Genomic DNA, 15,884 nt, shown 5'->3' on the forward strand with positions numbered 1-15,884 from the left:
TTAAGAGATTAACGTAAAATCGATTTGACGTTTCGAAAGATCTACTTTTTTTACACGAATCATAACTTCATCGCCTAGCTGATATTTGCGTTTTTTACGTTGTCCTATGATGCAATAATTTTTCTCATCCAACACATAAAAATCATCCATAATATCGCGCAAGCGAATCATTCCTTCACATTTATTTTCTTCAATTTCTACATACATTCCCCATTCTGTAACGCCCGAAATAATGCCTTTATATTGGGTGCCAATGTTATCCTCCAGGTATTCGGCTTGTTTGTATTTAATAGAGGCTCTTTCTGCTTCTGCAGCTCTTTTCTCCATGGCTGATGAATGCACACAAGCCACTTCATACGCTTCGGCATCAGCCGATTTTCCATTGTCGAGGTATTGTTGCAAGAGGCGATGCGCCATTACATCGGGGTATCGGCGAATAGGAGAGGTAAAGTGGGTATAATAATCAAAAGCTAAACCGTAATGGCTTGTTTTTTTAGTCGTATAAATGGCTTTGGCCATGGAGCGAATGGCCAGCGAGGTTAAAATATTTTGCTCCTTTTTTCCTTCAACATCGCTCATTAAATAATTTAGCGATTTTGCAATCTCTTTATCCGATTTGGTACTTATTTTATAGCCAAATCGTGATGCAAACATGGCAAAGGAGTTTAAAGACTCCATGTTTGGCGAATCGTGCACACGGTATACAAAGGTTAGTTTGTTTTTACCTTTTACCTTGGTGGCGATAAATTCAGCTACTTTTCTGTTTGCCAATAACATGTAATCTTCAATGAGCTTATGAGCGTCTTTTCGCTCTTTTACATACACGCCGATTGGTTTTCCACTTTCATCAAGTTTAAATTTAACTTCGGTACTTTCAAAGCTGATGGCACCATTTTTAAATTTTCGATCGCGTAAAATGTAGGCTAGATCGTTTAGTTTTGTTATTTCTTCAGCGAAATCGCCAGTTTTTGTTTCAATAACTTCTTGGGCTTCTTCGTAGGTAAATCTTCTGTCTGAATGAATAATCGTTCTACCGTACCATTCCGACTGAATATTGGCATCATTATCTAACTCAAATACGGCTGCAAAGCATAATTTATCTTCATGTGGTCTTAAAGAACAAACACCATTACTCAAACGTTCAGGAAGCATGGGGATAACCCTATCCACCAGATAAACAGAAGTGGCTCGACTGTAGGCTTCTTTATCCAAATCAGTTCCTTCGATCACATAATGCGAAACATCGGCAATGTGTATACCAATTTCGTGGTTTCCATTGGGTAATTTTTTATAAGAAATGGCGTCGTCAAAATCTTTGGCATCTGCCGGATCAATGGTGAAAGTTAGGGTTTGTCTAAAATCTTTTCGCTTGGCAATTTCTGCTGCTGAAATTTCTTCAGGAATCGCATTTGCTTGACGTTCTACTTGTGGCGGAAATTCTAAAGGAAAACCGTATTGCGCTAAAATTGCGTTCATTTCGGTGTTGTTTTCACCTTGATTGCCTAAAACGTGCTTAACAATTCCTAAGGGATTTTTTGCACCTTCAGGCCAATCAGACAGGGATACCAAAACGCGCTGACCGTTTTTAGCATTCAGGGTGTCGGCAAGCGGTACAAAGATGTCGTGCATCATTTTTTTATCGTCTGCAATCACAAAAGCAAAGCGATCGGATACTTTGATAACGCCTGTAAAATCTGTTTTAGCTCGTTTAAGAATTTCAACAACTTCTCCATCGTTTTTGCGGCCTCGTTTTTTGGCAAATACATAGACCTTCACGGTATCGCCATGCAAAGCATTACGTAATTTTCGCGGGGCAATAAAAACATCTTTTTCAAATTCATCCTCCGGCACTACATAGGCAGAACCATCGGCTGTCATGTCGACAGAACCAATAATAAAGTTCTGTTGTTCTTTTAATTTGAATTTTCCCTTTTCAGGTTCCAGAAAAATGCCGCTAATTTTTCCTTCTTTTAATATTTCGAGGATGGTTTCACGCGATTCCTGGTCGTTTAGATTGAGTTTGGCCGAAACTTGTTTGTAATTGAGGCTTTGGTTGCCATTTTTTTCAAAAACATCGCTAACCAGTTGATTGAGAACTAATTTTATATGTGCTGATTTTTTCTTTGCCATGCGCTAAACTGAATTTATCGAAGATACAGAAAAGATACCGAACAGGCCTATTTTGGGCATTAAAATGTAAAATAGATGATGTAAAAAAGGCAATCAAACCTTATTTTCCAGGGATGGCATCTATTAATTTTTGCGTATATGCAGCTTTTGGCGCGTAGAAAATTTGCTCCGGAAAACCTTCTTCTTCAATTTTACCTTTATTCATGACCAAAATACGGTCTGAAATATGTTTTACGACGGCTAAATCGTGCGAAATAAAGATATAGGTGAAGCCAAATTCGCGCTGTAAATCTCGAATGAGGTTGAGTACTTGGGCTTGTACAGAAACATCCAATGCAGAAACTGATTCATCGCAAATGATAAATTTTGGTTCTAATGCCAAGGCACGTGCAATCACAATTCGTTGTCGCTGACCACCACTAAATTCATGCGGATAACGGTTAAAATGCTCTTCTTTTAAACCAACCTTGATGAGCAATTCCAATACACGGTTTCTTCGTTCGGCATCGTTTTTAAATAAGCCATGTACATGCAAAGGTTCTAAGATAGATTGTCCGACACTTAACCGAGGATTGAGTGAAGCATAAGGGTCTTGAAAGATGATTTGAATATCTTTTCTGAGTTTACGCAATTCCTTTTTTCCGATATGTGTAATGTCTTGATTGTTGAAAATGATATTGCCAGAAGTGGGCTCAATTAATCGTAAAATTGTTCGGCCGAGGGTTGTTTTGCCACAGCCCGATTCACCTACCAATCCAACGGTTTCACCGGGATAAACGTTGAAGTTTAATTCATCAACTGCTTTCACATACTGCGTTGTTTTTCCAAATAAACCTTTTTTTATGGGATACCATTTGCACAAATTTTTAATTTGTAGCAAAGGCTCTTGTTGATAAAGCATGTTACGACGGAGCGTAATTTCTTCATCGGTTATGTGGTTCGATGCTTGCAGATGAGCTTCTGCACTTTCAGGATCCTCGGAAAGAAAATCGGCTACGACAGGTAATTTTTTTAACAATAACGCTGGGTTTGGGCGACAAGCGAGTAAACCTTTTGTATAGGGGTGTTGTGGATTCTCTAAAATATTTTTTGCTGGACCTTGTTCTACAATGACACCTCTCAGCATTACGGCAATTTCATCGGCAATCTCACTGATGACACCTAAATCGTGCGTAATGAATATCATGGCCATTTTGCGCTCGTTTTTAAGCTTCAGCAAAAGGTTTAAGATGGTTTTTTGCACCGTAACATCCAGTGCCGTAGTTGGTTCATCGGCAATGAGTAATTTCGGATTGCAGCTTAAAGCCATTGCAATCATTACCCGTTGTTTTTGTCCCCCAGAAATTTGGTGCGGATAACTTTCAAATATTTTTTCCGGGCGCGGCAATTGAACTTCGTTGAAAAGATCGATGGTTCTTTTTTTTGCGGTTTCTTTATCTACTTTTTGATGTAAGGTAATGGCTTCCACTACTTGATCGCCACAGGTAAAAACCGGGTTCAGCGAGGTCATGGGTTCTTGGAAAATCATCGAAATTTGATTTCCGCGTATTTGCCGTATTTCGTTTGAATTGAGGTTCAGTAGGCTGCTATTTTCAAAGTCGATAGAACCTTGAATGTGTGCCGAGCGTTCATCGTGCAAACGCATGATAGAAAAGGAAGTTACAGATTTTCCGGATCCAGATTCACCCACAATTCCCAAAATAGATCCTTCTTTCACGGTAAAGTTTATGCCGTTTACCGCTTTGAACCATGTTTTTGATTCCTGATTAAAAAAATCGATGCTTAAATCTTCTACCTGTAACATTCAGTTCTTTTCTGCTATCAAATTAGTTTACAATGGTAATGTTTTCTTCCGAAATTATTTCCATTCCTTTTAATTTTAAGAGTACTTGAGCCGTTGTTATTACATCTTTTTGGCAATACGTAACAATTCTTTCTAGATTTTTCTCTTCATAATACACTTGTCGTACCTGACTGCCATTTATATCGTCCTTTGGGGTAGGGATATTAAAAATTTGTGCCAATAGATTTAAGGAGGTGTAATGCTTGTAATCGCCGAACTTCCATAATTCCATGGTGTCAAGGTGAGTTATTTCCCAAGGTCTTTTGCCCGAAATATTCAATTGCTGTGGAATGGGTAATCCATTAATCAGTAATCGGCGGCAAATATAGGGGTAGTCAAATTCTTTTCCGTTGTGTGCGCAGAAAGCCAAATGGCTACTTTGTTTTTCAAGTAAGTCGACAAATTGGTGTAAAATTAGTTTTTCATCGTGTCCTGCAAAAGATTTTATACGAAGGGATAATTTTTGTTCAAGCGTATTGAATATGCCTAAGCTAATGCAGATAATTTTTCCAAATTCGGCTTGTATGCCTGCTTTTTCGTAATAACTCTCGGCCGTTTGATCGGCTTTTCTTTGAAGCAAGGTTTTTTGATCCCATAAATTCTGGATGGTTGGAGGCACTTCACTAAAAGAGGGAAACTGTGGGACAGTTTCGATATCCAATATCATTATCTGGTTAAGGTCAAGTGGTTTAAGCATACTCCAATATATTGAAAAATTGAACAAAAAGAAAAGAAGTGTTTTTAAAGTGTTTTAAAATTGATAAGTTTGAGTATGGCAAAAAGTAAGTTTGAGCAGTCGTTAGAAAACGGTCCACACCAACAACTGCAACGCATTATTGGTAATTGGAAAGGACAAAGTAAGACCTGGTTTGAACCAGGCGTTTTAGCCGATGAATCGGAGGCGGAAGCCACGATTTCCAACTTACTTGAAGGACGATTTATCTCATACGATTATACCGGTACGATACAGGGCAAGCCTTTGGTAGGTAAAATGATTATTGGCTTCGATATTCCGTATCAAAAATTTACATTCACTTGGATAGATAGTTTCCACATGGGGACGCAGATTATGCAAGCCACGGGCGATGCTACCGAAAAAGGTTTTTCGATCTTAGGTTCATGGGGAAATCCTGAATATGGTGATCAGTTGTTTGGCTGGCGTACAGAATTGGAAATTATTAGCGAAGATGAGCTTATCTTTTCAGCGTACAACATTATGCCTGGTGAAGCTGAAGCAAAGGCAATAGAAATTGTATATCAGCGCGTTTAAGCGTTGTAAAACTAGCCTGTTTTTAATTTAAAGCATAAAAAGTAGCATCTAACCATTTAAGTAAAAGCTAGATGCTGCTTAATTTCTAAAACAAGGTGCCAGGTTGCGAACCCATGGTAGGAACGTGTAAATCCGTTCCTATAGCAGCGTTTAATTCTTTTATAAAGTGTGCAGAAAGTAAAGGGGACGCTAACTCCACATTTTGATGCACAAAGAAGTAGAGGTTTTCTAGTCCCTGTTCTTTCCATTGTACAATGCGTTTTACCCATTCGTTTAAGCGGTCATAATCACTTTCATGATTGGCGCCTACATAGCGTATAAATGCAGTAGGAGAGGTTAAACGCATGTGTAGCATGTCTCTTCTGCCCGCTGTGTCAACCAGAATATTCGCGATACCATTATCCTCAAATAATTGTTCAAACTCATTGGCAATTGCAGGATTCGAAAACCATTCGGTATTTCTAACTTCGATTCCCAAAGGAATAACTTTTGGGAACTCCTGAACAACCGTTTTTAATCTTTCAAAATCTTTTGGTTTAAAATTATCGTGTAGTTGAAGGAATGCCATGCCTAATTTATCTTCAAAATGACTAACAGCATCACAAAATTGTTCAACGGGTTCTTTTACGTTTATTAGGCGCTTAAAATGACTAATGGTATTCGTTAGCTTAGGGAAAAATCTAAAATTATCGGGTGTTTTATTTGCCCAGGTAAGTACCTGTTCGCTGCTTGGCATGCCATAGAAGGTGGCGTTTAATTCGATGGAATTAAATTGGGTTGCGTAATAGCTGAGCTCATCTTTGGTCCCTTTGGGATAGAATCCTTTTAAATCGGCCTTATTCCATTTTGCGCAGCCTACCGAGACCTTAAAATTCTGTTTTGGTTTGTTTGCTGTTAATATGGCTGCCGTTTGTGGGGCATCCGCTGGAAGGCTAAAATTGATGTTGGAAGGATCTTCTACTTGACCGAATTTCATAAAAAAGAATTAAAATATACCTTTCAAAGATATTCAAATATTCTCATTTGTGAGCAGTCTTGCATTTGTTGTTTACCCGATTCTAGTGGTCATGCCATAAAAACAAAAAGGCAATAAGAAAATCTTACTGCCCTTGCTATCGTTTGGGTTAACTACTAGTAACCTAGAATTTTTAATACTTGTTTACTGTTTTGCTCTTCGCCAAAAACTTCGAAGTTGAAACTTTCATCGCGGTTTCGGCGAATTAAAACGTGTTTCGGACTTGGTAATAAACAGTGATGAATACCTCCGTAACCGCTCAATACTTCTTGATATGCACCCGTGTGGAAGAAACCTAAATATTGTACTTTACGTGTTTTAGGCATAAACACACTGTTCATGTGAGCTTCTTGATTGTAATAATCTTGCCCATCGCAGGTGATACCGCCTAAGTTTACGCGTTCATACTCCGCATCCCAATTGTTGATTGGCAATAAAATGTATTTTTGATTTAATGCCCAAACATCTGGTAGGTTGGTAATGAAAGAGCCATCCAACATTAACCATTTCTCGCGGTCATTCTGTTGTTTACGTCCCAATACTTTATACAAAATACCTGAAGCTTCTGCTACCGTATATTTACCAAATTCAGTGATAATATCTGGTTCAATTACATCGTGGATCGCACAAATTTCTTTAATTCGTTTTACAATTTCGTTTACCATGTATTCGTAATCGAAATCAAAAACCAGCGAATCTTTAAATGGCATTCCACCACCAATATCCAACGTATCTAAATCGGGGTTAATTTTTTTGAACTTACAATAAAGCGTTACGTATTTCTCTAACTCATTCCAATAGTATGGGGAATCGGTGATACCCGAGTTAATAAAGAAATGCAATAACTTCACTTTAAAGTTCGGGTTATGCACAATTTTACTGTTATAGAAGTCGATGATATCTTCCATACGCACACCAAGGCGTGAGGTATAGAATTGTGAATCAGGTTGTTCCTCTGCAGCAATTCGAATTCCTAAGTTACAAGGAGTATCAATATCTACCTCGTCATCAAATAGGTTAAATTCTTCCTTATTATCCAATACAGGGATGATGTTTTTATATCCATCGTGCAACATATCAATGATATATTGCTTGTATTGATACGTTTTAAAGCCGTTGCAAATAATGGTTGTGTCTTTTGAAACCACGCCCTTTTTTTCCAAGGCATCAACCATTGGCATGTCAAAAGCTGAAGAAGTTTCCAAATGGATGTTATTCTTCATGGCCTCTTCTACGATATGCTTAAAATGCGAACTTTTTGTACAGTAGCAATATTTGTAATCGCCACGATAGTTGTTCTTTAATATAGCGGTTTGAAAGAGGATTTTCGCTTGCTGAATTTTCTTACTTACAAGCGGTAAATACGTGAAACGCAATGGTGTACCATAGGTTTCAATTATTTCCATCAGGTTAATGTCCTGGAAATATAATTCATCATCTATAATGTCGAAACCTTCTTGTGGGAAACCTACACTTAGATCGAGAAATTCTGAATAACTCTGCATTTACTTATTAGCTAATTTTTTGCAAAAATGTAATTTTAAATTGAGAAATAACCGCGATTAAGAATAATTTTACTGTTTAGAAACGCATTTTTTTTATTGAGGAAGAGAATGATGCTATACATGCCCTAAAATAGACTGAGAAACAGGATACCGCAGGATGGTTTAGCCTCTTATTCTCGCTACCTTAACCGCATATTATTTACTGAGATAATCTCAAATTTTAACCAAATATTTCCAAGTCGTATGAAAAGCCTACATGCTTTATTTTTTTCTGTTGCGTTATTTTTTAGTGTTGTGGCAGCTGCGCAACCCAAGGCCCCCAGTTGGACGACAAAAGTAGGAGCACGGAAAGTGACTTTTAAAACCGCTGTTTTTCAGGTAAATACGTACGGAGCCAAGGGCGATGGAAAAACGCTTAACACCACAGCTATTCAAAAAGCAATTGATGATTGTGCCAAGAAAGGTGGTGGCGTGGTAAAATTTGCGCCCGGTAAATATTTAACTGGTTCAATTTTTATTAAGCAAGGTGTTAACTTTCAAGTCGATAAAGATGTTGAAATTTTGGGAAGTCAAGATATTAAAGATTACCCTGAGATTGATACCCGCGTGGCCGGTATTGAAATGAAATGGCCAGCAGCTTTAATCAATATTTTAAAACAAAATAAAGCCAGTATATCGGGTGCCGGATTAATCAATGCACAAGGAAAGCCTTTTTGGGATCTTTACTGGTCTACCCGAAAAGTTTATGATGCAAAAGGATTGCGCTGGATAGTTGATTACGATGTAAAACGTCCGAGGACTATTTTAGTTGAATCGGCAAATGATGTAATTATTCGCGATATTCAGGTACAACAGGCAGGTTTTTGGACGGTTCAAGTTTTATATTCGTCCTATGTAACCATCGATAAAATAACAATCAATAATAATGTGGATGGACATGGACCAAGTACCGATGGAATTGATATTGATTCTTCTACCTGGGTTTTGGTGCAAAACTGTGATATCGATTGTAACGACGATAATTTCTGTTTAAAAGCAGGACGCGATTGGGATGGTTTGCGTGTGAATCGTCCAACGGAATATGTGGTTATCCGTAACAGCGTGGCCAGAAAAGGGGCAGGAATGTTAACCCTTGGAAGTGAAACATCGGGAAGTATTCGTCATGTTTGGGCAAGCGATTTGGTTGGCTACGGAACAGGCAACGCGCTAAACATTAAATCGGCTAGAACCCGTGGAGGTACGGTTGAGGATGTGTATTTTGGAAATGTGGTGATGACTGGTGGAGGTAATGTGATTCAAATAAATCCAAATTGGAACCCATCTTATAGTTATTCTACCTTACCCAAGGGATATAATCCGGATTCTATACCTTCCCACTGGACGAAGCTTTTAACGCATGTTGAGCCGGAATCGAAAGGAATCCCTACTTTCCGTGATGTACACATATACAACGTGAAAGCCTCAGGCGTAAAAAAAGCAATCAATGCGATTGGTTACAGTGAAGCCATTTTGACTAATTTTAGCATTCGAAATTTTGAAGTTGATGCGTTGGCTGCTGGTGATATTGATTTTGCAAAAGATTGGACTTTCGAGCATGTGAACATTAAAGGTTCGGAAAGCCCGACATTGACAATTAAGAATTCTGTAAACGTCGTATACCCTTAAATTCTATTGCGCTAGCATGAAAAATGGTTTGATCCTTCTTGTCTTTTGTGGTTTTCTGTTTTCGAAAACATTTGGGCAAGAATTGTATCCTCCTGTTTTAGCAAAAGATAATTGGCATCAAGCGCAAAGAACACTTCGGTATCATCCAGAAGGCCTTAATATTGTCATCCAAAACGGCACAAAACGTTTTAATAGAGCCTTGTATGGTTCGCATACTGCTTTTCGGGTCGAAGGCGGAGATTTGCCCGAATTTGCCCTTTACATGCCTGGTTTGGGCGGTAATTTTAAGTTTGGTTTTATTGCTGGTGGGGAAAGCAAGTGGCTTATCGAGGCAAGTAAAATTAAAAGTATTTATCGTTCAGGAGCACTGCAATATGAAATTGAAGATCCAATATTAGGTTCTGGAAAATTGGTTTTGGATGTGCAGGCCTTAGCCAAGGGTGAAGGCGCGGTAGTAAGAGCAAAGTTTTACAAGGTAAATCGTTCTGTTCAGCTTTTTTGGGCTTTTGGTGGGGCAAGTGGTAAGAATTTTAGTCGCAATGGCGATATGGGCCCAGATCCGGAGTCTGTTTTTTATTTGCATCCTGAGAATTGCAAAGGAAATGTTTTCAGTATTGGGAAAAATTCCTTCGAGTTAACGTACGGAAAGGGGAAAAAACTGGCGGCCTATTTTTCATCTACAGTATTTAAAAAAGGGGATGCGTGTGAACAAAAATCGCCTTTAGCAATGGTGCAAAGTGCCAGCGAGGAGTTTCCGGTAATTACAGGCAAGCAAAAAATTGAAAACAATCGCGCTAGTTATTTTTTAATACAAAATCCGGATGCAGAAGGAGCGATTCAGCAAGCGTCTGTAGTAAAATCTTATGAAGAAGCGGAAAAAGCACGCGCAGCATTAGCCAATCGAATAACCATCAATACCCCCGACATTTTTATCAATACCTTGGGTGGAAACATTAGCATCGCAGCCGATGCCATTTGGGAAAGTCCTTCTTATTTACATGGAGCCATCGGTTGGCGTATGCGGTTGAATGGGTGGCGTGGAGCGTATGCCGCAGATTTTTTAGGTTGGCACGATCGTGCACAAACGCATTTTAGTGCCTATGCAAAATCGCAGGTTTTAACACCTCCTGCAGGTCCTGTGATTGCAGATACCGCTTTGAATTTGGCGCGCTCTAAGGAGCAAATTGGAAGCGCCATGTTTAGCGAAGGTTATATCAGTCGAGAACCGGAGGGAAAGAATATTCGGCCGCATCATTACGATATGAATTTGGTTTACATCGATCAATTGTTGTGGCATTTAAACTGGACGGGTAATCTGAACTACCTCAAGGAAATATGGCCCGTTATTAAACGGCATTTAGCGTGGGAAAAAAGAGTTTTTGATCCCGATGGGGATGGTTTATACGATGCCTATGCTGCCATTTGGGCGAGCGATGCCTTGCAATACAGCGCCGGAGGGGTAACACATTCGTCAGCGTATTTGTATCGAGCAAATGAAATGGCAAGTGAACTAGCGCGTTTGCTCGGGGAGGATGGAAGTTCCTATCACGCCGAAGCGGAAAAGATAAAGAAGGCAATAAATGAACAGTTGTGGTTGAAAGATAAAGGAGTTTTTGCTGAATTTAAAGACGCATTGGGGATGCGGAATGTGCATACATCACCCGGTTTATGGACCATATATCACAGTATTGAATCTGGTGTGGCCAATCCTTTTCAAGCGTACGGAAGTTTGCGCTATGTCGACACCGAAATTCCACACATTCCTATACGTGCTAATGGTCTTGAAAACGCAAGCTATTACACCCTTTCCACAACCAATTGGATGCCTTATGAATGGTCCTTAAATAATGTGGTGATGGCCGAGAACATGCATACTGCTTTGGCAAATTGGCAAGCTGGGCGTAAAGAAGAAGCGTTCAAATTGTGGAAGAGTGAATTGCTGAATGATCAATATTTGGGTGGAAGCCCGGGTAATTTTGTGCAGATTTCGCATTACGATGCCAATAGAGGAGAAGCCTACCGCGATTTTGCCGATCCTATTGGCGTAAGTGCCCGAAGTTTAGTGGAAGGGCTTTTTGGGATCATTCCCAATGCTTTACATAAAACCCTGATGATTAAGCCCGGTTTGCCTGACGAATGGAAATATGCACAGTTTAAATCACCTGATATCGGCTATGCCTATCAACAAACAGGAACGATTGAAACGTATACAATTGAACCACATTTTCCCGTATCCATGGCGTTGCATTTTCGACTGAAAATTAAATGGAATCAGCTGAAGTCGGTCAAAGTAAATGGGCGATTGGTCAAATGGAAGAACATTGCTGCCGCCATTGGAAGCCCTGAAATTGAATTCGATTTTCCAGCAGACAAGCGGTATACGGTGGAAATAGCGGGCGAAGGAAAACGAAGTCAAGTTGCGAAAATTAAGCCCGTTTATGCAGCACATGAGAAATTGAAAGTCGTTTTTGCATCATCCGGTATTAAAGAGGTATATGATCCACAAAATAGTTTACAAAATATCCAGGTAGATGGAGCTCAATTCACTGCTGACGTTGGGGAAACGAGCGGCCATAAAACGGTCTTCGTTGCTTTGAAACAGAATCAGTTTACGTACTGGTATCCACTGTGTTTTCAGGTGAAATCAACTGATTCTATTGCCTATTCATTGGATTTGAATAAACCAATAAAGGATTTAACTCATTTCGAACCTCAAGATTTAAGTACTTATTTCAATGATCAGGTGACACAAATTTTTCAAAATAAGTACCTATCTCCACGTCCTCAAACTACTACGTTACAATTGCCTGTTCAGGGAATTGGCGATTGGCCGCATCCCTTGGTAAAACCTGAAATAGACGATAGTGGTATACGTAGATTGGCCGGAAAAGAAGGCTTGATAACATTGCCTTCAGGTGTATTGTTTAAAACCCCTTGGAATTTGGGGGCAAAAAACATTGTATTTACCTCGCAATGGGACAATTATCCAAAACAGGTGGGAATTCCCCTCAGTGGGACAGCGACAGCTGTTTACTTTTTGCTCGCTGGCTCAACCAATCCTATGCAAAGTAGAATGGATAACGGAGTCTTAGAGGTTGTATATGCCGATGGTTCAACGGATTCTTTGCCACTTCGGAATCCCGAAAATTGGTGGCCAATTGAAAAAGATCTATTTACCGATGGCTTTGCGTTTAATACTGGAGCAACAAAACCCTTTCGAATACATTTAAAAAGTGCTAAAATGATTGGCGCAAACGAAATAGAGCAATGGAACGGCAAAGAGATTAATGGAGGTGCAGCGACTGCCTTAGGATTGCAGTTAAATCCGAAAAAGGAATTAAAGAAGTTAACCCTTAGAACACTTTCTAACGATGTGGTAATTGGGTTAATGAGTGTTACGTTACTCCGAAATAATTAAAAAGATGAAAGCATTTGATTTACTGAAAAAGACTGGCCAACTAACAAGTTTTTGTTTGTTTTTCTGGAGTGCCGCACAGGCTCAAATTAATCGGAAAGAAGTGGTTCAGCGGCATGTGGTTAAGGTGGTTAAAATGGACTCATTAGCATCTTTAACGGTTGGGAATGGAGCTTTTGCCTTTACTGTTGATGCAACTGGCTTGCAAACCTTTCCGGTAGCGTATGCAAAAGGCGTTGCGCTGGGAACCGAAGCGGAATGGGGTTGGGATACCTTTAAAAATACGCAACAGTATAAAATTGAAGAAGCCTATAAATATTACAATCAATATGGACGTAAGGTTCCTTATGTGGTGCAATTAAATCAACCGGAACGCGCAAAAGGAGCCAGTAATTTTTTTAGACAAAATGTGCACCGTTTGCAATTGGGGAATGTGGGACTTGAGTTGCTAAAAGCAGATGGAAGTCTTGCAAGGATATCCGATATAAAAAATATTCAACAGCAACTTGATCCTTGGACCGGAGAAATAAAAAGCCAATTCACCGTTGAGGGAGAGGCTGTTCAAGTACTTACTTATGGACATCACCAGAGAGATGAAGTAGGGGCTTCTATTACCTCAACCTTGTTAAAAAAGGGTCGATTGAAAGTTTTTCTCTCTTTGCCCTATCCCACAGGAGAATGGGCCGATGTAGGGGTTAACTATCAAGATGCAGCGAAGCATACCTCCAAGATTGTTCAGCGTTCGGCCCAAGATGCGTGTGTTTTTCATCAACTCGATTCGGCTTCGTATTTCGTTCAATTTACTTGGAATGGAGCAGCTTCAATTGATGAAAAAAAGAAACATTATTTTGTGTTGAGTCCAGAGAAAAATCAAACAAATTTTAGCTTTACCTGTCAATTTACGCCTTCTATACCTGCTCAAAAAGAAAGCTTTGAAACTGTGCAGCACAGCAGTGTAAAAGGTTGGGAATCTTTTTGGAAAAGTGGTGCGGCAATCGATTTTAAAGGTAGCAGCGACCCACGCGCAATGGAACTGGAGCGCCGCATTATTTTATCGGAATATTTAACCAAAGTACAGTGCGCAGGGAGTGTACCGCCACAGGAAACGGGTTTGACGTACAACAGTTGGTTTGGTAAACCACATTTAGAAATGCATTGGTGGCACGGGGTTCATTTTGCTTTATGGGGGCGGCAAGAATTGCTAACTCCGAGTATGGATTGGTATTTTAAAGTGAAAAGTAAAGCAGCCGCGATTGCGAAAGTACAAGGATTTGAAGGTGTACGATGGCAAAAAATGACAGATCCAAACGGGAATGAAAGTCCATCTTCAATTGGAGCTATGTTGATATGGCAACAGCCACACATGATTACCTTTGCTGAGTTAGCCTACCGTGATAAATCTGTGAAGGAGGTTTTGTCAAAGTACCAAGAACTGGTTTTTTCGACGGCTGATTTTATGGCCTCATTTGCACACTACGATTCCGTTAAAAAACACTATATGCTGGGGCCAGGACTCATTCCAGCGCAGGAGCGATTTAAAGCAGATAGTACTTTTAACCCGACCTATGAGCTGGCTTATTGGCAATGGGCCCTACAAACTGCACAAAAATGGCGTGAACGTTTGGGTTTAGAACGGAATAAAAAGTGGGATGATGTAATCGCACACATCTCGCCCCTACCACTGCAAAATGGGGTTTATTTAGCCACGGAAAGTTCCCCTGATTCTTATACCAATCCGGAATATAAAACAGATCATCCATCTGTTTTAGGTACTTTCGGAATGCTGCCGGCAACACCACTTTTAAATCAAGCTACGATGCGGAAGACCTTTGATTTAGTATGGGATACCTGGACTTGGAGTGATACCTGGGGTTGGGATTTTCCAATGACAGCCATGACGGCTACGCGTTTGGGTTTGCCCGATAAGGCCATTGATGCCTTGCTAATGGATATCAAAACCAATACGTATTTAGTAAATGGCCATAATTATCAAGATGATCGTTTGCGTATTTACCTGCCAGGCAACGGCGGGCTATTGACCGCGATAGCTTTGATGTGTGCCGGTTGGGATGGTAGTACTACGCAAAATCCGGGTTTCCCGAAAAATGGAAAATGGAAGGTACAGTGGGAAGGTTTTAAAAAGATGCCCTAAAGAAAAAGGGCTGAATTTTTTAAGTTCAGCCCTGATTGTATGCGTTTAATCTTCTCCCGCCACCAAACGGATTGAATCATCTGAAAGTACAATCAACCGCTCTTTGTACAAAGAACCAATTGTTTTCTTGAAAGCACTTTTGCTAATTTGGAAACGATTGTAAATTTCTTCAGGAGTGCTTTTATCGCCTAACTCGATAAAACCGCCACTCTTTTTGAGCTCCTTCATGATCATCACTTTTGAGTCTAAAATATGTCCATAGCCGCTTGGCTGTAAGGTTAAATCTATTTTTCCTTCAACGCGTATTTTTTTAATCCAACCTTTTCGTACATCTCCGGGTTGAAGATTGTCGAAAACTTCGTTGAAATACAAGAGGCCGATATAGGTGTTGTTGATAATAGCATTGAAACCTAAATCCGTTTCCTCTGTAATTAACAAACTTACTTCATCACCTTCTTCAAAGTCGAAGCCTTCTTCCTCTACGAAATCGTATAATTTAGAAGAAGCCAATAAACGGTCGTTGGTTTCATCTAAATAGAGATACACTACATATTTATAGCCTTTTTTCATCGGGCATTTTTGTTCGCGCTGCGGAACATATACGTCTTTATCGATTCCTAAATCCATAAAAACGCCCTCTTCATCAGAAACTACTTTTAAAAAGGCGAAATCGCCCACTTCGGCATATGCACGTTGCGTGGTGCCAGTTAAGCGGCCATCTTTCCCTACATATACGAATACACGTAAATTATCGCCAATTTCAGTTCCTTGTGGGACATGTACATACGGAAGTAGTACATTTTTATCGCCGTCTGTTAGATTTAAACCACTATCGTTTTTGCTTAAAACGCGTAGTTCGTTGTATTTTCCTATTTCAATCATATGGATG

General features: G+C 39.7%; 10 protein-coding genes. 4 read left to right on the forward strand and 6 right to left on the reverse strand.

The features are described from left to right. The 3 genes from rnr to ACJVDK_RS02135 form a co-directional block, all read right to left on the reverse strand. Positions 1-2,130: a ribonuclease R gene (gene rnr, locus ACJVDK_RS02125; RefSeq protein ID WP_443938636.1), complete on the reverse strand. Its 2,130-nt coding sequence runs from the start codon at positions 2,128-2,130 to the stop codon at positions 1-3. A 100-nt stretch (positions 2,131-2,230) separates the two neighbouring features. Further along, the gene (locus ACJVDK_RS02130; RefSeq protein WP_443938637.1) at positions 2,231-3,934 is read right to left on the reverse strand and encodes an ABC transporter ATP-binding protein; all 1,704 of its coding nucleotides are present in this window, start codon (positions 3,932-3,934) and stop codon (positions 2,231-2,233) included. A 22-nt stretch (positions 3,935-3,956) separates the two neighbouring features. Continuing rightward, positions 3,957-4,670, reverse strand: a complete 714-nt coding sequence (locus ACJVDK_RS02135; RefSeq protein WP_443938638.1) for a 3'-5' exonuclease — start codon at positions 4,668-4,670, stop codon at positions 3,957-3,959. A 75-nt stretch (positions 4,671-4,745) separates the two neighbouring features. On the opposite strand from ACJVDK_RS02135, the gene ACJVDK_RS02140 reads away from it, so the two are divergent. After that, the gene (locus ACJVDK_RS02140) at positions 4,746-5,243 is read left to right on the forward strand and encodes a DUF1579 domain-containing protein (RefSeq protein WP_443938639.1); all 498 of its coding nucleotides are present in this window, start codon (positions 4,746-4,748) and stop codon (positions 5,241-5,243) included. Positions 5,244-5,328: 85 nt separating this feature from the next. On the opposite strand, the gene ACJVDK_RS02145 is transcribed toward ACJVDK_RS02140, so the two are convergent. Then, positions 5,329-6,219 (reverse strand): DUF72 domain-containing protein, encoded by an 891-nt coding sequence (locus tag ACJVDK_RS02145; protein WP_443938640.1) that lies wholly within the window; start codon positions 6,217-6,219, stop codon positions 5,329-5,331. Positions 6,220-6,374: 155 nt separating this feature from the next. Then, positions 6,375-7,763 carry an arginine decarboxylase gene (locus tag ACJVDK_RS02150; RefSeq protein ID WP_443938641.1) on the reverse strand — a complete coding sequence of 463 codons (1,389 nt, stop codon included), beginning with the start codon at positions 7,761-7,763 and terminating at the stop codon, positions 6,375-6,377. Between the two features lie 243 nt (positions 7,764-8,006). Between ACJVDK_RS02150 and ACJVDK_RS02155 the strand changes: the two genes are divergently transcribed. Genes ACJVDK_RS02155 through ACJVDK_RS02165 form a run of 3 tightly spaced genes read left to right on the forward strand, consistent with a single transcriptional unit; the run spans position 8,007 to position 14,995 of the window. Further along, the gene (locus ACJVDK_RS02155; RefSeq protein ID WP_443938642.1) at positions 8,007-9,428 is read left to right on the forward strand and encodes a glycoside hydrolase family 28 protein; all 1,422 of its coding nucleotides are present in this window, start codon (positions 8,007-8,009) and stop codon (positions 9,426-9,428) included. Positions 9,429-9,444: 16 nt separating this feature from the next. Then, positions 9,445-12,846 (forward strand): DUF4450 domain-containing protein, encoded by a 3,402-nt coding sequence (locus ACJVDK_RS02160; protein WP_443938643.1) that lies wholly within the window; start codon positions 9,445-9,447, stop codon positions 12,844-12,846. Positions 12,847-12,850: 4 nt separating this feature from the next. Further along, positions 12,851-14,995: a hypothetical protein gene (locus ACJVDK_RS02165; protein WP_443938644.1), complete on the forward strand. Its 2,145-nt coding sequence runs from the start codon at positions 12,851-12,853 to the stop codon at positions 14,993-14,995. Positions 14,996-15,040: 45 nt separating this feature from the next. Here ACJVDK_RS02165 and ACJVDK_RS02170 read toward each other — a convergent pair whose 3' ends face one another. Beyond that, a complete protein-coding gene (locus ACJVDK_RS02170; protein ID WP_443938645.1) occupies positions 15,041-15,877 on the reverse strand; it encodes a CvfB family protein in 837 nt (278 codons plus the stop codon). Between the last annotated feature and the right edge of the window lie 7 nt (positions 15,878-15,884).

This window comes from Pedobacter paludisoli (genome assembly GCF_052344095.1).
Classification (GTDB): domain Bacteria; phylum Bacteroidota; class Bacteroidia; order Sphingobacteriales; family Sphingobacteriaceae; genus Pedobacter.

Bases quoted from the DNA above. Each gene is read 5' to 3' on its own strand.
- rnr (WP_443938636.1), bottom strand. From the start codon at position 2,130: ATGGCAAAGAAAAAATCAGCACATATAAAATTAGTTCTCAATCAACTG.
- ACJVDK_RS02130 (WP_443938637.1), bottom strand. From the start codon at position 3,934: ATGTTACAGGTAGAAGATTTAAGCATCGATTTTTTTAATCAGGAATCA.
- ACJVDK_RS02135 (WP_443938638.1), bottom strand. From the start codon at position 4,670: ATGCTTAAACCACTTGACCTTAACCAGATAATGATATTGGATATCGAA.
- ACJVDK_RS02140 (WP_443938639.1), top strand. From the start codon at position 4,746: ATGGCAAAAAGTAAGTTTGAGCAGTCGTTAGAAAACGGTCCACACCAA.
- ACJVDK_RS02145 (WP_443938640.1), bottom strand. From the start codon at position 6,219: ATGAAATTCGGTCAAGTAGAAGATCCTTCCAACATCAATTTTAGCCTT.
- ACJVDK_RS02150 (WP_443938641.1), bottom strand. From the start codon at position 7,763: ATGCAGAGTTATTCAGAATTTCTCGATCTAAGTGTAGGTTTCCCACAA.
- ACJVDK_RS02155 (WP_443938642.1), top strand. From the start codon at position 8,007: ATGAAAAGCCTACATGCTTTATTTTTTTCTGTTGCGTTATTTTTTAGT.
- ACJVDK_RS02160 (WP_443938643.1), top strand. From the start codon at position 9,445: ATGAAAAATGGTTTGATCCTTCTTGTCTTTTGTGGTTTTCTGTTTTCG.
- ACJVDK_RS02165 (WP_443938644.1), top strand. From the start codon at position 12,851: ATGAAAGCATTTGATTTACTGAAAAAGACTGGCCAACTAACAAGTTTT.
- ACJVDK_RS02170 (WP_443938645.1), bottom strand. From the start codon at position 15,877: ATGATTGAAATAGGAAAATACAACGAACTACGCGTTTTAAGCAAAAAC.